An 18,692-nucleotide genomic window follows, 5' to 3' on the forward strand; every position below is an offset into this window, starting at 1 on the left:
GATCACTCCAAATGCCCCCAGCTGGTTCAAGCCGGGGCAAGGTTGCACATGGGTCAATTCTCAGTGACAATTTTGGCCGCTGCCGGGTCAATTCTCAGTGGCAATCAACACGTTTGGGCCGTAGGTGACAAGTTCGAGGCGGTCCTAGGCGTCGATGGCATAATACTGACCTTTGGTGAGTTCGATACAGCTCAAGCCGCGCACGATGCCATTCCGCTATTCTCCGTGGGCGCGAAAGTCAGCGAAGCAAGCGTCGCTTGGCTGCCATGGAAACGAACATTTGACATCAATCGTGTTAAATTTGGTGTCCACAACTAATCAAAAGCGGTCGCAACGGGTAGATTTCAGGATGAAATGCTCTGGGAAATGGAACATTCTTGCGAGAAAACGTCTCATTTCCTGCAGCAAATGAAATCTGAATGTCGCGTCAGAAGCCTTATTTCATTGGGTTTCTCAAAAGCTAATTTACCCAAATGTTGACAAACCGGGGCCGGGAAGAACTTTTTGACCGAAAGACGGACCTGGTATGGCGCTCATGCGGATCGAAAATCGGTAAAAAACAATCGAAATATTACCGCCTTGCCAGATGTGTTCTGAATGGTCAGGACGCAGAACAGCAGTAGTGGACAGCACCCGACACGTTCAGGCCGGAACGGGTTTGAAGTCCGCACATCAATAGTCACGCATGGGGCGTCTGATCATTTTGGGCTTATCCTTCATGGCTGCAACAATGCCGGAACGAAATAAGAAGCGGTTTGGCTTGGATGCCATGTTCAGGGGGCGGTCATAGGCAGCGCTCGGTGACTGCCCGCACCTCAGAGACCTGAGACAGCAAGGGTGCACCTCAGCGGTCGCCCCAGTGAGCCTGGCGGTGGTGTCAAAGGCCGATGTTGCTAACGCGCGACATTGAACCTACGAGCCGACATAATGGTCGATGCTTTCGGAGTCGGAACGAATGGGTGGAGGAGACGTTCGCGCGGCGCGCACATTGCCCTCGTGAAATGGCGCGCCAAGTTTCCAAGGGTCTCAGCGCCGTGGTGTTCTTGCACGTGATGCGTTGGATGACTTACATGGTCGGACAAACTCAACACAGGAGCGATTGATGTTCAAAGCCGCCCTCGCCGCAATCTGCGTCGTCGCAGTCGGAAGCCTTTCTGGCTGTGTTTCCTCGGATGGTAGATTGGACGCCTACTATTTGGTCGGAGGCGTTGAGGATGGTGACATGCTGAAAATGCGTGCTGGTCCAGGCACCGGTTACAACGTGATCGCGGGACTTCCAAACGGCACTGTCTTGAGGGTCCATAGCTGCGAGCAGACTGGCAGCACGCGCTGGTGCAAAGCCACTCTGAAAAAGACAGGCGACCTCACCGGCTATGTGTCTTGGGCTTATCTGCGCGAGCGGTGAGCCGAGAACCTGGCAGTGCGGACATTTGTTCATGCCGGGTGAGCGCCCGTCAGAGAAACGCCGCGACGGCGTAGGCAATTCGGGATGGTGCAGACAGATTGTGCAGGTTTTTTACGCAGAAACTGGGACACCGGATTGACGACAGTTCGCTAAAATCACTTTGAAAGCAAGGCGCGGTCAGCTTTTCAGCAGATCGACGGCCTATTAACTGGTAAGTAAGCACATATGCTGTCCTCTCAGCTTCACCATATCCCCACCCCATAACCATCAACACATCACCTTCTTTCGCGCTACCTTCCTTCGTGCAGTTGCTTCACGCCTCTCCATATCCCTAAACGCGAGATGCATCTTCCTGTTCAATTGTTCCCACGATGAAAACGTGGGCGCCAATCGTTTGCCAGCCCATGTGCGTGGTTTCACAAGGTTCATGGTTCGCAGCGTCTTCTGAACGCCCTTTTTCATTTTCGCCTGAACTGCTCCTGCTTCTGCATCCCTTGCCATCAGACCCGTCAAACCTGATCGCAGATATGTCCGTGCGCGCCATATCTGTCTTGCGTTGTGCATCGCGTCTGCTCCGGTTTTTGGATTGTCCCTGTATGAAAAAGTGGGCAGCCGAAACTGAAAGTAGCTTTTCTGGAATGTTGTAAGCTTTAGCTTCTGCAAAGACGGTATGTTTGTTATTCCAACCGCAGCTAGTTCATCACCTTTGACAGTGACTTCAATCCTCACCCGTTTCTGGTCATCACTAAGATTCTTGCGGGTTCCATCAGGGCGCTGAGCATCTATCACTTTATCCATGACCCGGATCATCACATCATCATATTTTGCGCCGAGAAACATTGTGCCATCGATCGGGATCACTCTATGGTGAAATGGGTCGAGCCTGCTGACCAGTTCGTCGTTTTGCTTGGCGCTGTTCACCCTTGCTTCAATCTCCGGTTCGGGCGACAATTTGTAGTAATACCCTTCGCCTTTTCCGAAAACGGTCCGTGGTCGGCTGTCGGGGTTCCACCATATATTTCTCCCGGTCCAGATGGTTCGCTGTAGAGCACCCAGGAGAGTCGCACGGGCCTCATGTGATGGCTGGGCTGGGTAGGCATCAATACTGACCTCAATGCCCCTCACGCGCGATTCTGAGGCCTCTCCGAAGTGTTCCGCGAGCGCTCTATGCATCTGTGTAATCTGTGCCAGGGTCTTTGGTTCCTGAACCTTGATGGTGCACCGATCAAAGGTGCGCCCAAGTCCTTCTTCTTGGGCATGAATATAACTGTTCCGGTCGTGAAACCCGCGCAGCACTTGCTGAACATGTTGCACTTGCGTGGCGTGGTTGAAATGAACATGAAACTCGATCCAGTCGATCACGACCTGGAAGCGGTAGGCGTCGAGGTCAACGTCGGGAACAAGCGCGGTCCGGCCGAAAAGTCGGCGCTGGACGGCTCCTAAAGCCACTGCGCGATGTGGCAGTAGCAACGGTGGCTTAATTTGTTTCGCAAAAGGTAGTTTTGCGGTTGTCGGTAACATTGGGCGGTTCTCCTACTTCCGGTCATCTCTTTCCATATATATGCGGATGGCAAAGATGTCGGCTGGGATGGCTCAGATTTACAAAGCCGTTGGAGACGCTGGGCGAAGTTGATCTGGTGTTGATACCGGCTTTCCCCGGCATCATCGCTTTATGTCCGAGCCAATTTGACCGGTTCGGCAGATGGAGGCGGCTCACCAATATGTCCTCATACACTGCACCGAGAAATTTGATGCTTCGGCCAAAAAAACAGGAAAAGGCTTGACCTTGGGGTTGATCGTCGGACTTTAAAACATGCCAAGTCCCAAAGGGGCGAGCGGCAGAGAACGACACACATCAATCACAGCGAAATGCCCGGATAGACCGCCGAGGTGATGTGGCTGGTAGAAAATCTACAATCAGTTTGGATTTTTCTTCAACCACTCGGAAAGCGCATCGAGCACCACTTGGTTCTTGATGCAAGAACCGCGTTGCAAAGCGAGACCAAGGCTCGCGTCGAGAGGGTTGAATCCGAGTTCCCTCATGATGGTTCCCGAGGTAATTCCTCTTCTGATCATGATTGCTTGTATTTGCGCAGCAGCGCTTGAGGTAAGTCGCCCATCGAGATGTATCGCTGTTGCCGGTGGGAGTGACGACACAACCGGCGTTGTTGTCATGGCGGCAGATGGGGCGGGGTTAGGATTGGCGACGCAACCAATCAGTGCCTTGAAGGCGTCGCGCTCAGCAACGGATGCTTTGTTCCATTCAGACTTTAGCACTTGGAGACTTGATCGCTGGTTGCGCAAGCCTGCCTTTGCAAAAGCCTCGGAGGCGTTCTTGAACTTTCCGGCCTGATAGTCAGCAAAAATTGCCGGATGCTCATCACGCAATCGGTCGAGGTAGTATCTATTATCACGCCTCTGTTTGGGCTTGGGCATGGCACGGTGACTCGTGTTGTTTTGTGAAGGATAGAAAATCTACGACTTGGTGGTTGTCCCAACATTTTGCTTTGGATGCCGGGATTATTTTCACAAGCGTTCTTCGGCGCGGATAAGACGTTCAGATAATTGAGCCAAGGAGCAGGAGAAATGAAGGGGAGATCGAACCCACCGGTGCCGAACGCCGCGTGCGAAGGGAAACCCGGGTGCCAGTCATGATAACCAGCACCCAAGTGAACTAAAGGTTCTTGAGAGCTTCTAATTGCTTAAATGGTTGCCACTTAATGTCCGGGCGGCTGCAAAGCGGATGATTCACAATATTCCCTGTTAGGCGACCGTTGCGGATCGTTATTGCCATGCTTTGTCGCCCAATATACCCACCCAAAGCATTCTTCGTGTTCGCACGAACGCAAACGCCTTGTGTTCCATTTGAAAAAGTTGCGACATAAGAAATCTCAGCGTCGCGAACAGAATATGGATCAAGGAGCAGGTTGCGAGCATCTTGGACTATCTGTGATTTGATCGACTCGCTTGCAGGAACGGCTGCAGCGATTGCACCGCTGTAATTTTCCTGCGGGCCGCAGCTCGAAAGTGCCAACACGGCCAAGGTCAGCGCAGTTATTCTATTCATTATCAATCCTTAAGGTGAAGTTTGTGAAGACAAAGGGCACTCCTGAATACCAGTTGTCAACAGCCATCTATTCACCGTCCGTGCAGCTTTCAGCTGCATACCCGTTTCCGATCCCGTCGTTGCACAGAGGTATCCGGCAAGGTCTGGTGGGCTCTGACCAATAGCGCGTGGACACCAGAACCTCGCAGGCGCTTGGAAGGCCGATAGAAGGGGTTTCCTTCGCGCTTGCGAGCCGATGTTGGACTCGCCTTACTTGACGCAAGTAACTCTACGCTGGATCGAATGCCTCTGTCGGTTCGGCCCTTGCGGGGCGGGGAACGGCAGCAAAGCGGGATCGGTCGACTCAATTTCGCATGCCTAGCCGCAGAATCTGATTTTCATCAGCGAAAGGAAATAGAAACTGATCGGAGGAATCCGCGCCCCACGGCCAGATGTATTGCTACGCCGCTGATACTTGGTTCAATTGCTTCACAATCCGAATGATATCCGTGCTTTGTCGGACAGAAAACACACCAGCGATTCCCTGATCATTGATATCAGTAAAGGGGCTTTCATAGAATAAGCGGGGCTCGATGGTGCCTGTTTCAGTCAAGCAATCAATAATGAGGTTTATGAATTCAGTTTGGTCGGCATTTAGATTTTGGGACGAAACAAGCTCAGAAAACGCTTCTTTGGCAGCTGTCCGGTCTAGACCGATCAATTGGCGCAGGAACACTCCAAGGCCATCACCGTTCCGAATGGTTTCCAAGCTTTCCGCATCGGCGGCTCCATCTCCCAAGATCATGGCTTCCAGCTCTTGGATGTCCTGAGGCGTAACGGGCAGGGCACGCCGGATTTTTTGCAAGGCGAGATGGTCGGCATGAACTTCGATGAAGCGGCGCATTTTCATCTTGAAGCGTGCTTTATCAACGCCGCCACCAATTTCGGGAAGATCAACGGCGTCGCCAGACCCAATTTCATCTTCAAAATCGGTGATGACAACCTTCCGTTCAATGGGTTGGATCAGGTCAACCAACATGCGCAGACGCTTGCGGACCCGCTCCAGGATATCGACAGTGATGTCTTTCCAGAAGTCATCTGTTTGGATTTCAAGGATTAGCTCCAATTCACGCGCAACAGCTGGCACGTTTGAAAGTCGCTCAAGTGCCGATGCGAACCTGATGATCCGAACCTGCAGCGCGGCGAAACCGCTCTCTCCACGCAAAAGGCAAAGCTGAACATTCAACACCAAGAGATCAAATTGCTTGGCAGGTAGGGCATCGTCACGATAGGCCGACGGCAGACCCGCGATGTCGGTCTGAAGTGTCATACGCGCATCGAGGTCCAGCGCGGCCCAGCTTTTTTCATCCTGAAACGTCTCAACAGCCCTCCGTTTTGCGCGGACGATGAAGTTGTCTGGGTTCATGCCCCTAACCTCTTCCAGCAGCCGCGATTTGAGTGAGGCTAAAAGGTCGTCATGGGGCTCACTCAGATTTTGAAGCTCGCCGATCAGTTCAACACGGGTTGAGAACAACCGCTCCCCAATCGGCCGGGCCAATGGTCCATCGATTGCCTTTGGGTTTTCACGGAAGAATTCAAGGTTCTGACAAAAGTCGAAGATTAGAAACTCTTCTTTGTCATCGTTGGGGCCAAAGAGGTTCGGACAAAGACGAGTGCCGCGCCCAACCATCTGCCAAAACTTGGTCTTTGATCTGACGATCTTGAAGAATACCAGGTTCACAACCTCGGGGATGTCGATCCCTGTATCCAGCATGTCGACCGAAACCGCTATGTGCGGTAGTTTTTCGACCTCCGAAAAGTCATCAATCAGCGATTGCGCATAAGTCACGCTGTAATCAATCAATTGAGCAAACTTGCCTTGGTAATGCGGATAATTCGCGTTGAAGCGCTCAACGATGAAATGGGCGTGGGCGCTGTTCTTGGCGAAAACGATGGTTTTGCCCAAACGGTCACCACCTGCCACCTTGATGCCATTGCGCATGACATGCTCAAGCACCTTGTCGACCGTATCTATATTGAACAGCCATTTATTCAAATCGGCGGATTCCACCTTGTCCGGAATATTGCCCTCTTCGTCCCATTCGATCGCGTCCCATTCCTCTTTCTCTTCTTCAGAAAGCTGATCGTAGGCGATACCGTCCCGTTGAAATTTTAACGGCACAGAGATTGATTTCGGCGGCACTAGAAAACCATCAGCGACAGCATCGTCCAGATCATAGGCATCGGTCGGCACGCCGCGCTCCAGCTCGAACAGCGAATAGGTGTCGCGGTCGATTTCATCGCGCGGGGTGGCGGTCAGGCCGATCAGCATCCCGTCGAAATAGTCGAAAATCGCGCGGTATTTCTTATAGATAGACCGGTGTGCCTCATCGATAACGATCAAATCGAAATGACCGGGGCCAAAATTCTTCTGACCGTGCTTCACCTCGTCGATCATCCCCATCATCGTGGGATAGGTTGAAAACAAGACCTTTGCGCCTGCGTGGTCGTTCTTCTGCGGATCGTTGCGTTCCAACAGATTGGCCGAGGGCGTGGCGGGCAAGTGGGTTTTGAACGCGCCATGTGCCTGCTTTACCAGCGCAACCCGATCAGCCAGAAACAGCACCCGCTTTACCCAATTGGCACGCTGAAGCTGATCCACCAAAGCGATCACGGTGCGGGTCTTACCGCTGCCTGTCGCCATAACCAGCAGGGATTTGCGCAGCAGGTCTTTCTCAAACGCCTCACCCACACGGCGGATGGCGCGCTGTTGATAAAAGCGGCCCGCGATCTTTTCATCAATGGCAACGTCATCCAGCTTTTTGCGGGTTTCGCGGCGCTGATGCAGCAAGACCAGCTCATCCTTTTTCAGGAAACCCGACACGGGGCGCGGCGGATACATCTTGTCGTCCCAGAACCAATGATCATAGCCGTTGGTTGTAAAAATCACCGGCCTGCGCCCAAAGGCGGCCTCAAGGCAATCGGCATAAAGCCGCGCTTGGTTCTGGCCGATGCGCGAGTCCTTTTTCGTGCGCTTGGCCTCAACCACGGCCAGCGGCTTGCCGTCATCGCCCCACAGCACATAGTCCACAAAGCCGTCACCGCTTTGGTTGGGCATGCCCTGCACCGGGAATTCGCGATCACGGGGTTGGGTAAGCGGCCAGCCTGCCTCCATCAGCAGCAGGTCGATAAAGGCATCGCGGGTGGCGGCCTCGTCGTAGTCATGCGGGTCGGGGACGGCTTGGTTGGCGCGGCGTGCTGCAGCGACTTGGGCGCGCAGGGCGGCAAGCTCGGCCTCCAGTGCCGCGCGGCCCTCGTCAGAGGCGCGGCGGGCATCCTCGGCCGCCTCCAGCGCTTTGCGGGCGGCGGCGAATGCTGCGGCTTGCTCCTTGATCTGGGTCACCGTGCTGGCGGTGATGGTCAGGGTTGGTTCCAGCTTGGCAAGGTCGAAGCTGCTGGCCGGGTCGGGCTTTGCGCCTTTGGCATAGGTCCGCGCGATCCAATAGCAGACATGGAACAGCTCGCGGACAGTCGCGGCGGCATCTTGCGGGCTGATCGGTTTGCCGCTGTCATGGGCGGCGCGGTTGCCCTGATCCTTGATGTATTTCGCCTTGGTCACAATCGCGGGGCCGGTCAGGGCCAAGAGGCTGGGTTCGGCGATCAGGGCGGCGAGTTCGCGCCCGTAGGGCCGTTTGAGCGCAGATTCTCGCCGAAAAAGCCAGTTCAGCGCGGTTTCCAGCGTGAGCCGCGCGTAAAAACACGCGCCGCGCGGGTCGGATAGGGCGGCGGTTTCGGCCTTTTGGGCATGGGCCAAAAGATCGGGGAATTCGGGGGCGAGGAAGGCGAACTGGGTCATGCACAAAGTCCTGTTGTTGCAGGATGTTAGGGCGGCGATTTTGGTTTCTCAACCCCAGAGTGCGATGGGGTTAAAGTTCCCCGCGAAAGGCGCGGTGTTGGAGGGAGGAGAAGAGGGAGTTTTGCCTCTCCACCAGCCGCTCTTGTTTTTGTATTTGCCCTAATAGCTCATCATGCCGATCTCGAAACACGCTACGATCTGCTGCCGCAATTTTTGGAAGCAAAACCTTTTTGAGGTTGCTCTGACTAATCCCTGAAATTGTTGATTGCGTAATATTCGGCAGAACAAAACGCCCCCGAGCAATCGGATCCTGTAAGTAGTAAAAGAGAAAGAGGGCGTCAGTAACCGCAGGATTTGGGCGGATACGGATGAAAGACGATTCAAAAATCATAGGTTCGAAAGAAGGCGGTATCATACAGGGTTTAGCCGCCCCTGAAAAATTCAATGAACGGCGCGCAATAAGAAGGTCGGACGAAACCAGCGAATACTTATTCAAGTCCGTTTCACTGCACTTTACTCGTTTCAAGCAACCTCGCGAAACTGTGCCGGCGAATGCGTCACCCATGTGGACCATTTCCACGCCCACTTCACTATAGGATTCTCTAGGGAAGTAGGCACCATTCTGGAGCTTTTCACGGCATGCGTATTCAATAGTTATAAAGCCCGATAAGTCTTGGCTCTCAATTTGTGGCGCAAACATCTCATAAAAAATCGCCTGCCCGAGGGTGTTGAGTTTGTCGAGGGCGCGGGTGCGGAGGCGGCGGAGCGCGTCCGCCTGATCCAATATCCCCGCAATCCGCTTTTGCTCCTCAAGGGGGGGGAGGGGGATTTCAACCGTCTTGAGATTGGTCGTCGAAATGCTTGCTTGATTTACAGCCTTATTGACGAATTTTAGTATTCGGGCCTTAAACGATGGATCCTTCATTGCCCACATCGCATACCTTGGGAACAGGATATCGCTCTTGGGGCGCATGGAAAGTAGGTTCATTCCATGGACAAGCTTCGTTGTTGGGTCTTCGAATAAGGCGCATTTTCCAATATGCTCTACACTGTTGATATGACTCAGTAAAATGTCTCCGGGTTGCAGCAGCCACTTTTCAACATCGGTATGCTGCAAACCAGCATAGCCAACGCGGCCTAGGTCGATCGTCCCATCAGAGATGGTTTCAATTCGGGTGATTGGGATACCGTCAGCATCCTTGTCTTGTTTTACGCTCATGCCATTTCGAATGTGTTCGAAGGCGTCACCAAGTGCGATGGACGTGATCATTCCGCCAACATCCCCTCCAACCGATCCAGTCCTTCGGCAATCTCGGCCTCAATCGCGCGCAGTTCGGCGATAATCTCGGCGGGGGATTGGTGGATAACTTCGACATGTTCAATCTCGCGGTAGCGGTTGAGCGAGAGGTCCCATGTGCCGCTGGCGATGATCTCGGCGGCGGGCACCATGAAGCTTTGGGCGGTGCGGGGGCGCGCGGCCTCGTCCGCCAACGCGTTCCAGCGGGCCAGAATATCGGGCAGGTTGTTTTTGGCGTGCTCTTCCTCGGTCAGGGGCTCGCTCGGCTTTGCGCCCAGTTTCGCCTCGTCGAGGAGGGGCGTGCGCTTGTCATCAAGGCTCATCCCGTCGGCGGTCATGTCGTAGAACCACACATCGCCCGTGCCGCCGATGCCGGTTTTGGTAAAGATCACAATCGCGCAGGACACGCCCGCATAGGGGCGGAACACGCCCGAGGGCAGTTTGATGATCGCGTCCAGTTTGTGATCCTCGACCAGCATCCGCCGGATGTCTTTGTGCGCTGTCGATGACCCGAACAGCACGCCATCGGGCACAACCACCGCCGCGCGCCCACCCGTGCGCATCAGGCGCAGGAACAGGGCGATGAACAGCAGCTCGGTCTTTTTGGTTTTGACGATTTTCAGCAGGTCTTTGGCGGTGGTGTCGTAATCCAGCGACCCGGCAAAGGGCGGGTTGGCAAGGATCAGGGAATAGGCGCCCGCGTCGGCGTTGTGCTCCTCGGCCAAGCTGTCGCGGTAGGTGATGTCGGGATTGTCGACGCCGTGCAGCGTCATGTTCATCGCGCCGATCCGCAGCATGGTGCTATCGAAATCAAAGCCGTGGAACATGCCGTTGTGGAAATGCGCGCGGGATTCGGCGTTGCGCATCATCTGGGGGTGGGTGTCGCGCAGGTATTCGCCCGCCGCGACCAGAAAGCCGCAAGTGCCTGCCGCTGGGTCGCAGATGGTATCGGTGGGGGTCGGGGCCATCAGATGCACCATCAGCCCGATGATGTGGCGCGGGGTGCGGAACTGGCCGTTGGTGCCTGCGCTGGCGATCTTGCCCAGCATATACTCATAGACATCGCCCTTGGTGTCGCGGTCGTCCATCGGGATTTCGTCGAGCATCTGCACGACTTTGGCCAGCAGGTTGGGGTTGGAAAACCCCAGTCGGGCGTCTTTCATATGGGTGCCGTAGGACGATCCGGTCTCGCCCAGTTCGCGCAGGAAAGGGAAGACGTGCTCATCCACGATGCGCATCATCTCGCGCGCTTCAAAGCTCTTGAAACGAGACCAGCGCAGGTTGGCGTAGGGTTCATTCTTGGGGTCGTCGCCTTCGGGGAAGATACGTCGGTCTAACGTGCCGCCCAGCATTTCAACCTTGGCCTCTTCGGCAGTCTGGATGTCATCAAGGCGCTTGATGAACATCAGGAATGTCAGCTGTTCGATCACAGAAAGCGGGTTTGACACGCCGCCCGACCAAAACGCGTTCCAGATTTGGTCGATTTGAGAGCGAATGGGGCCGGTCAGCATAAGGTGTTACCTGCAAATGTAATTTTGGTGGACTGTAGGTGGGTTATCTTGCCTGAGCAACCGAGCGTCTCATATCTTTCCATTTTGAAAAGAGTTGAGAGCGATCACCGACCACTAACTTCAATCCAAGCGTATCCAAGGCAGTTTCTGTATAGCGTTCCAGCGCGTCTTTAAGTTTATGTCCCCATAATTATCAGCGGCGGTTTTGCCAGGATGACCTTGGATTGCGTCAGCAACACGGACAGTGATTTCCAACTCGTTGGTCAGCGTCTTAAACCGGTGTCGCCAACCGTAGTTCGGTTGAACACCTTTGGGTATCAGCTGCTGTGCTTGTAACCAACCGGCAAGCTTTCCGCTCATCACCTTTGCCGCACGGCTAGCGTCTTTGCCGGGATGGTTGGCGTGAAAAAGCGGTCCGGACTTGCCAGCGACAAACCTCATCAAGCCAAGCTCTACGAGCTGATTGTGAAGCGGCACATCCCGATACATACCTGTTTTTACAGTTCCGGCTTCAGGTGAAATCCTTAGAACATAGTAGCCCTCTTCTCGGCGGAAATCCTCGGCACGCGCTTGGGTGATTTCCGATGGGCGCGCACCAGTAAAAGCACAGATCAACGGCACCCAGTTGATGGTGGCCGTCGTGTGGGGACTTTCTGTTGTCCTTGGGTTTCCTGTATCCTTTGGCCGGTGCGAAATGGCGGCTTTCAAAATGATTATAGCTTCTTCTTCCGTGAACCCTTTTTCACGGTTGCGAACTTTCTTTGGCACCTCCTGCGTCACTTTTTCGGAGGGGTTTTCTTTTATCAAGTCATTGGCATGTGCCCAATTCAGCATGGCCCGCACGGCCGCAAGATAAACGTCAGATACGGTTTTGGGGCTGAGAGTGTGAAGCTTTGCATTGCGCCAATCTAGAAGATTTTTCTTTGTGATCTTGTTGACGTCGTCGTGTTTAAGGAACTTCCGGAGATCGTTAATGACAGGCCGCCACCGATGTTCGATTTCTCGACCTTTCCCTATCACTCTCCGGCTGGCAACAAAATCGTCGAATAGTTTGATGATGGAGAGCGGGGCGACTTGAGGCGAAACTGGTTCGGAACTGGCAATCAGGGGGTTGGAAGGAATCCCCGAAAAGTTCCCGTCATCACGTTCGGCCACTCGTTCGAGTGCTTCATACTCAGCTTGGCATAGGGACATCGCTAACGCGCGCCATGCAGGAGAGCCAAACTGAGCATCGGTATTCCCAGCCCGTAGGAAAAAATTCATCTGATGCACGACCAGTTCCGCTAACTCGCGATCCGTCAGGTTTCCTGCAATGCCCATACGCAATTGAGCGACATAGCTGTCGTCGATTCCTACACTTGAATAAGCTGTGCCATGATTGCGGGCCTCGGCATCTTGTTCGAGGCGCATCTCGTAATGCTTACGGGCGATCTGACTGTTCGTCAGGGGGAAGGGGGCAAGTGGCACGGGCGCACCTTGCCGTTCCGCGTGTTGTCGCCCCGCCTCCATGATTTGAGTTTGGAAACCGGCAACCACACCTGCAAGCGCTCGCTCCGCCGCTCGTCGATCGGGTCCCAAAGCCTTTGTAAGTTCGTCTTTTCCGACAATTGGACGCAGTAAATTAGGAACGCTCATGCGTGCGTAGTAGCTACCGTTGCGCGTTTGAAAGTATCTGAGTTTGCCCGCCATTATGCACCCGTTTTGTAACAAGCTTTGTAGCAGTCAGACGGGAAAACCCTTGTGTTTGCAAGGGTATATAAAGAAATCAACGGGATAGATGGTGCTGTGAGAGAGGATTGAACTCTCGACCTCACCCTTACCAAGGGTGTGCTCTACCACTGAGCTACCACAGCATCCGGCGCTTTGGCGGGGGTTCCCGCTTGGCGTGGCGGCTGATTAGTCGGAATTTTCAGATGGTGCAAGGGCAATCTGGACGCTTTTTCATGCTTGCGGTAGAGAAGGGGCATGAATGATGGCATGAACACCCCCTCAATGGCCCGAAATAAAGGCGCGCAGCGTCAGAAAACCGGTGCGGAATTGCGGGAAGAACGGTTGAAGGCGGCGCTAAAGGCCAATATGGCCCGGCGCAAGGCACAGGCAAAGGCCCGGACGGGCCCGAACAATGAAAAAACGCAGGGGCAGTAAATGGATTCGATTCTTGTACGCGGTGGCGGTGAACTCAACGGGGTGATTCCCATCGCAGGGGCAAAGAACGCCTGTCTGACGCTGATGCCCGCCACCTTGCTGACCGAGGAGCCGCTGACGCTGACCAATGCGCCGCGCCTGTCGGATATTCGCACCATGACCCAGCTTCTGGGGTCGCTGGGGGCCGAGGTGGCAAGCCTTCAGGATGGGCAGGTGCTGGCGATGTCCAGCCATAACATCCACAACCACACGGCCGATTATGACATCGTGCGCAAGATGCGGGCTTCTATTCTGGTGCTGGGGCCGATGCTGGCGCGGGATGGTCATGCGATTGTGTCCTTGCCCGGTGGCTGTGCAATTGGTGCGCGCCCGGTGGATATGCATTTGCAGGCATTGGAGGCGATGGGGGCAGAGCTTGATCTGCGCGATGGCTATGTGCATGCGCGCGCCCCCGGCGGGCGGCTGAAAGGGGCGGTGATCGAATTCGGCTTCGCCTCGGTCGGGGCCACGGAAAACGCTTTGCTGGCAGCAACGCTGGCCAAGGGCACGACCGTGATCAAGAATGCCGCGCGCGAGCCCGAGATCGTGGACCTTGCGCAATGCCTGCGCCGCATGGGCGCGCAGATCGAAGGCGAAGGCAGCAGCATCATCACCATTCAAGGCGTGGACCGGCTGAGCGGGGCCACCCATCCGGTTGTCACCGACCGGATCGAACTGGGCACCTATATGCTGGCCCCGGCGATTTGTGGCGGCACGGTGGAATGTCTTGGCGGGCGGATCGAACTGGTCGGCGCCTTTTGTGAAAAGCTGGATGCGGCGGGGGTTTCGGTGGAAGAAACCGAACGCGGGCTGAAAGTGACGCGCAAGAATGGCCGCGTGAAAGCCGTTGATGTGACGACAGAGCCGTTCCCCGGTTTCCCGACCGATTTGCAGGCGCAGATGATGGCGCTGTTGTGCACAGCAGATGGCACCTCGGTGCTGGAGGAAAAGATCTTTGAAAACCGCTTCATGCATGCGCCGGAGCTGACGCGCATGGGGGCGCGGATTGAGGTGCATGGCGGCCATGCCACCGTGAAAGGCGTTGAAAAGCTGAAAGGGGCACGGGTGATGGCGACCGATCTGCGGGCCTCTGTCAGCCTCATCCTGGCGGCGATGGCGGCTGAGGGCGAAACCGTGGTCAGCCGCGTCTATCACCTTGATCGCGGCTATGAGCGGGTGGAGGAAAAGCTGGGCGCATGTGGCGCGCATATCGAGCGGATCGCCTCATGAGCGATGCCCGCTTCGAAGATGGCGACGAGGCCCCGCTGGCGCTGTTGGCCGGGGATACGGATGACCTTCAGGTCATGTCGGCGCTGTTGCAGGATTCGGTGCTGGCGGTGTCGGATATGCGCTATCTCGCCAAGCGCCGGGAATTTGCGCTGCTGTTGAACCGCTTTCGCTGGGAAGACCGTGCGGCGGCAGAACGCGCGGGCCGCGCCTATGAGCGGGTGCGCTGTGTCTTGATGTTTCACGATGTGACGGCGGTGCGGTCGCAAGGTATTCACCAGTTGGAGGAAGGCACGGTCTTGTCGCTGTTGGCGCTGGCCTTTGAGCCGGGCGAGGATGGCACCGGGCGGGTGGTGTTGACCCTTGCAGGAGATGGCGCTGTGGCGTTGGAGGTGGAGGCCCTCAACGCCACATTGCGCGATGTGACGCGGCCCTATCTGGCCCCGTCACGCAAGATGCCGGAGCACCGCTGAGCGGGCAGCGACGGGAGGCGCTGCCCCGGCGGGGTATGACGGCATCGGCGGGGGGCAGGGCCCCCCGCATCCATTTCGGCCCATAAGTCGGGCTTTTTCAGGTGGGGGGCTCTGCCCCCCCGAACTATTAAAGGCGGGGGGCTCCGCCCCCCGCACCCCCCGAGGTATTTTCGCCAAGATGAAACAGGGGTGCGGAAAGGGTGGGGCAGGCCGGATTGGACAAAGTCGCGCGACAGGGCGGGCCCGGCTTGAGGTGGCGGGGCTGGCGCGGTATGGGGTGGGGGCGTGGATAAAAAGGGTATGTGATGCCGGTTTTCCTTTCGACTTCGGAGGCGGATTTTGAGGCGCGGTTTGCGGCCCTTCTGGGGGCCAAGCGCGAAGAAAGCGTCGATGTGGATGATATCGTGGCAGGCATCATTGCCGATGTGCGCGCGCGTGGCGACGCGGCGGTGCTGGAGCTGACCGCGAAGTTTGACCGCCTGACGCTGACGCCTGAGAGTTTGCGCTTTTCGGCTGACGAGATCGCGGCGGAATGTGCCAAAGTCTCGTCCGAGGATCGCGCCGCATTGGAACTGGCGGCAGAGCGGATCCGCGCCTATCACGCGCGGCAAAAGCCCGAAGACGCGATGTGGCAAGAGGATACCGGCGCGCGGCTGGGCTGGCGCTGGACGCCGGTGTCGGCGGCGGGGCTGTATGTGCCGGGGGGGCTGGCCAGCTATCCGTCCTCGGTTTTGATGAATGCCATTCCCGCGCGCGTGGCCGGGGTGGAGCGGTTGGTGATTTGCTGCCCCACGCCGGATGGGGTGGTGAACCCGCTGGTTCTGCTGGCGGCCCAGATTTCCGGTGTGGATGAGATTTACCGCATCGGCGGCGCGCAGGCGGTGGCGGCCTTGGCCTATGGCACGCCCAGCATTGCCCCTGTCGACAAGATCACCGGGCCGGGCAATGCCTTTGTTGCCGCCGCCAAGCGCCGGGTCTTTGGCCGCGTTGGCATTGATATGATCGCGGGCCCGTCGGAAATTCTGGTGATTGCCGACCGTGACAACAACCCCGACTGGATCGCGCTGGACCTGCTGAGCCAGGCCGAGCATGACGAAAGCGCGCAGAGCATTTTGATCACCGATGACGCAGGCTTTGGCGCGGCAGTGGCGCAGGCGGTCGAGGCGCGGCTGGAAACGCTGGAACGCCGGGCGATTGCGGGGCCAAGCTGGCGCGACAATGGTGCGGTGATCGTGACCCGCGATCTGGCTGAGGCGGCACGGCTGTCCAACCGCGTGGCGCCGGAGCATCTGGAACTGTGTGTGGCTGACCCGGAAGGGTTGAGCCAGCAGATCACCCATGCCGGGGCCATTTTCCTTGGCCAATACACGCCCGAGGCGATTGGCGATTATATCGGCGGGCCGAACCATGTCTTGCCCACCGCCCGGTCTGCCCGGTTTTCCAGCGGCTTGTCGGTGCTGGATTTCATGAAACGCACTACGCTGGCACAGATGACCCCGGCAGCTTTGCGGGCCATTGGCCCCTCGGCGGTGCGGCTGGCCACATCGGAAAGCTTGCAGGCGCATGGGCTTTCGGTGCAGGCGCGGTTGGACCGTCTGAACGACTGAAGCCTTTGGCGTGAAGCAAACGGCTTACCCCTTGTGCTGAAAACGTCGATGTCAGACAGCGATGTTCGGTTCCTGTAAAACGCAAAACGCTCTAACCCCTTGCGCGCTGGCGTTCAAAAGGCCATCAAACGCCTGTGCCTCGTGATGGAAATGATCTGATGACCCATATTTGCCACATCGAAATCGACGAAACCGGGCTGGCCCTGCCAACCCCCGAGATCGAGCAGGAACGCAAGGTTGCGATCTTTGATCTGTTGGAGGACAACAGTTTCGCCCTGCCCAAACGCGATGGCAAAGCGGTTCCCGAAGGCCCCTACCGGCTTGGCCTTGCGATCCGCGAAGGGCGGCTTGTCTTTGACATCGCCACCGAGGCTGAGGAGAAGGTGGGGGAGTTTCACCTCTCGCTTGGTCCGTTCCGGCAGGTGGTGAAGGATTACTTCCAGATTTGCGAAAGCTATTTCGAGGCGGTCAAACGCTTGCCCCCCAGCCAGATCGAGGCGATTGATATGGCCCGGCGCGGCATCCACAACGAAGGCGCGCGGGTATTGCAGGAACGGCTGGAAGGCAAGGCCGAGGTTGATATCGACACTGCGCGCCGCCTGTTCACCCTGATTTGCGTCTTGCACTGGGGCTGAGCGTGGCGGAGTTTCCCCAATCGGTGCTGTTTTGTTGCGATCACAACGCTGTCCGGTCGCCCATGGCCGAAGGGTTGATGAAAAAGATGTATGGCCAGCGCGCCTATGTCCAATCTGCCGGCGTCAAGAATGACATGGAGGTGGACGGCTTTTCCATCGCCGTCTGCAAAGAGCTTGGGATTGAAATTTCGCGCCATCGCAGCCGCTCGTTTGAGGAAATGCAGGAATGGGGCGATGATCTGAGCCAGTTTGATCTGATCATCGCGCTATCCCCCGCCAGTCAGCGCATGGCGCTGGAACTGACCCGCTTTCACCATCTTGATATCGAATACTGGCCGATCCTTGACCCCACCGGCCTTGGTGACGCGCGCGAGGCAAAATTGGCCGCTTACCGGCAGGCGCGTGACCAGATTCGCAGCAGGATGCTGGAACGCTTCGGCCCCCCGATAGACCCCGACGCAGAGGAGGAGACATGAGCAAGGATCTGATTTCGCGCTATTACGCAGCCTTCAACGCAGGCAATGCGGCGGGCATGCTGGAGTGTGTGACCGAGGATGTGGAACATCGCGTGAATGAAGGCGGCATCCGTCGGGGCCGTGCCAAGTTTGCGGAATTTTGCAGCCATATGGGCGTCAGCTACCGCGAGGAATTGCGCGATATCGTGGTGTTTTGCACGGATGACGGCAGCCGGGGCGCTGCGGAATTCACCGTGCATGGCACCTATCTGCAAACCGATCCCGGCCTGCCCGAGGCGCGGGGCCAGACCTATATCCTGCCCGCCGGGGCGTTTTTTGACATCCGGGGCGGCAAGATTGCCCGCATCACCACCTTCTACAATCTCAACGACTGGATTGCGCAAGTCTCGTGATCCATCTGCGCGCCTTGACCGGGGCCGCGTTGGATGCCGCGCTGGGGGATGTCGCCGCCCTGCGTATCGCGGTGTTCCGCGACTGGCCTTACCTTTATGATGGCTCGCTGGACTATGAACGCCGCTATCTGAAAAGCTATCGCAACTGTGCAGGCGCGATCGTTGTGGGGGCCTTTGATGGCGACAGGCTGATCGGCGCCGCCACCGGCACCCCGATGGAAGATCACGCCAAGGAATTCGCCGCCGCTTTTGCTGGGGTGGATGTGGCGCTGGACCAGATTTTCTATTGCGCGGAATCGGTGCTGTTGCCCGCCTATCGCGGGCAGGGGCTGGGCCACCGCTTCTTTGATCAGCGCGAAGATCATGCCCGCGCCTTGGGTCGCAGCCATGTTGCCTTTTGTTCCGTCATCCGGCCTGATGATCACCCGCTGCGCCCCGCGCAGGCCCGCAGCAATGATGCCTTCTGGCGCGGGCGCGGCTATGCGCCTTTGCCGGGGGTGCAAGCCCGGTTCGAATGGACCGATCTGGGCGAGGATACGCCCAGCCCCAAGCCGCTCCAATTCTGGATGCGTGCGCTTTGAAA

At 56.7% G+C, this 18,692-nt stretch carries 17 protein-coding genes and 1 tRNA gene; 10 read left to right on the plus strand and 8 right to left on the minus strand.

The window, feature by feature from the left end:
- Nucleotides 1-318: hypothetical protein (locus EGN72_RS07090; RefSeq protein WP_233587065.1), on the plus strand; the 318-nt coding region annotated here is incomplete at its 5' end.
- Nucleotides 319-1,102: 784 nt separating this feature from the next.
- On the plus strand, nt 1,103-1,405 hold the full coding sequence (locus EGN72_RS07095) for an SH3 domain-containing protein (protein ID WP_127045996.1): 303 nt from the start codon (nt 1,103-1,105) through the stop codon (nt 1,403-1,405).
- A 267-nt stretch (nt 1,406-1,672) separates the two neighbouring features.
- Here EGN72_RS07095 and EGN72_RS07100 read toward each other — a convergent pair whose 3' ends face one another.
- From EGN72_RS07100 to EGN72_RS07135, 8 genes are all read right to left on the minus strand, one after another.
- Nucleotides 1,673-2,926, minus strand: coding sequence for a hypothetical protein (locus tag EGN72_RS07100; RefSeq protein ID WP_127045998.1), 1,254 nt, complete (start codon nt 2,924-2,926; stop codon nt 1,673-1,675).
- Nucleotides 2,927-3,322: 396 nt separating this feature from the next.
- Entirely contained in the window at nt 3,323-3,841 is a 519-nt protein-coding gene (locus EGN72_RS07105) for a hypothetical protein (RefSeq protein ID WP_127045999.1), read from the minus strand.
- Between the two features lie 238 nt (nt 3,842-4,079).
- Entirely contained in the window at nt 4,080-4,472 is a 393-nt protein-coding gene (locus tag EGN72_RS07110) for a hypothetical protein (protein WP_127046001.1), read from the minus strand.
- Nucleotides 4,473-4,911: 439 nt separating this feature from the next.
- Entirely contained in the window at nt 4,912-8,265 is a 3,354-nt protein-coding gene (locus EGN72_RS07115; protein ID WP_233587066.1) for a DEAD/DEAH box helicase family protein, read from the minus strand.
- 112 nt (nt 8,266-8,377) lie between these two features.
- Nucleotides 8,378-9,577 (minus strand): restriction endonuclease subunit S, encoded by a 1,200-nt coding sequence (locus EGN72_RS07120; RefSeq protein WP_127046005.1) that lies wholly within the window; start codon nt 9,575-9,577, stop codon nt 8,378-8,380.
- The gene (locus tag EGN72_RS07125) at nt 9,574-11,115 is read right to left on the minus strand and encodes a class I SAM-dependent DNA methyltransferase (protein WP_127046007.1); all 1,542 of its coding nucleotides are present in this window, start codon (nt 11,113-11,115) and stop codon (nt 9,574-9,576) included. Before EGN72_RS07125 ends, EGN72_RS07120 begins: the two co-directional genes overlap by 4 nt.
- A 120-nt stretch (nt 11,116-11,235) precedes the next feature.
- Complete coding sequence (locus EGN72_RS07130; RefSeq protein WP_127046009.1) at nt 11,236-12,804, minus strand: DUF6538 domain-containing protein; 1,569 nt, start codon at nt 12,802-12,804, stop codon at nt 11,236-11,238.
- An 89-nt stretch (nt 12,805-12,893) separates the two neighbouring features.
- A tRNA-Thr gene (locus EGN72_RS07135) sits at nt 12,894-12,968 on the minus strand.
- A 139-nt stretch (nt 12,969-13,107) separates the two neighbouring features.
- Between EGN72_RS07135 and EGN72_RS19295 the strand changes: the two genes are divergently transcribed.
- The 8 genes from EGN72_RS19295 (at nt 13,108) to EGN72_RS07170 (ending at nt 18,690) form a co-directional block, all read left to right on the plus strand.
- The gene (locus tag EGN72_RS19295) at nt 13,108-13,260 is read left to right on the plus strand and encodes a hypothetical protein (RefSeq protein WP_199743720.1); all 153 of its coding nucleotides are present in this window, start codon (nt 13,108-13,110) and stop codon (nt 13,258-13,260) included.
- Nucleotides 13,261-14,529, plus strand: a complete 1,269-nt coding sequence (murA, locus tag EGN72_RS07140) for a UDP-N-acetylglucosamine 1-carboxyvinyltransferase (RefSeq protein ID WP_127046011.1) — start codon at nt 13,261-13,263, stop codon at nt 14,527-14,529.
- Nucleotides 14,526-14,999 (plus strand): DUF2948 family protein, encoded by a 474-nt coding sequence (locus EGN72_RS07145; protein WP_127046013.1) that lies wholly within the window; start codon nt 14,526-14,528, stop codon nt 14,997-14,999. Before murA ends, EGN72_RS07145 begins: the two co-directional genes overlap by 4 nt.
- A 305-nt stretch (nt 15,000-15,304) precedes the next feature.
- On the plus strand, nt 15,305-16,606 hold the full coding sequence (gene hisD, locus EGN72_RS07150; protein ID WP_127046015.1) for a histidinol dehydrogenase: 1,302 nt from the start codon (nt 15,305-15,307) through the stop codon (nt 16,604-16,606).
- 158 nt (nt 16,607-16,764) lie between these two features.
- A complete protein-coding gene (locus tag EGN72_RS07155; protein WP_127046017.1) occupies nt 16,765-17,241 on the plus strand; it encodes a UPF0262 family protein in 477 nt (158 codons plus the stop codon).
- Between the two features lie 2 nt (nt 17,242-17,243).
- Nucleotides 17,244-17,717 (plus strand): low molecular weight phosphatase family protein, encoded by a 474-nt coding sequence (locus EGN72_RS07160; RefSeq protein ID WP_370323209.1) that lies wholly within the window; start codon nt 17,244-17,246, stop codon nt 17,715-17,717.
- Nucleotides 17,714-18,109: a ketosteroid isomerase-related protein gene (locus EGN72_RS07165; protein ID WP_127046019.1), complete on the plus strand. Its 396-nt coding sequence runs from the start codon at nt 17,714-17,716 to the stop codon at nt 18,107-18,109. Before EGN72_RS07160 ends, EGN72_RS07165 begins: the two co-directional genes overlap by 4 nt.
- Nucleotides 18,109-18,690 carry a GNAT family N-acetyltransferase gene (locus EGN72_RS07170; protein ID WP_127046285.1) on the plus strand — a complete coding sequence of 194 codons (582 nt, stop codon included), beginning with the start codon at nt 18,109-18,111 and terminating at the stop codon, nt 18,688-18,690. Before EGN72_RS07165 ends, EGN72_RS07170 begins: the two co-directional genes overlap by 1 nt.
- The last annotated feature ends 2 nt before the right edge of the window (nt 18,691-18,692 follow it).

This window comes from Pseudorhodobacter sp. E13, assembly GCF_003991405.1.
Taxonomy (GTDB): Bacteria; Pseudomonadota; Alphaproteobacteria; order Rhodobacterales; family Rhodobacteraceae; genus Pseudorhodobacter.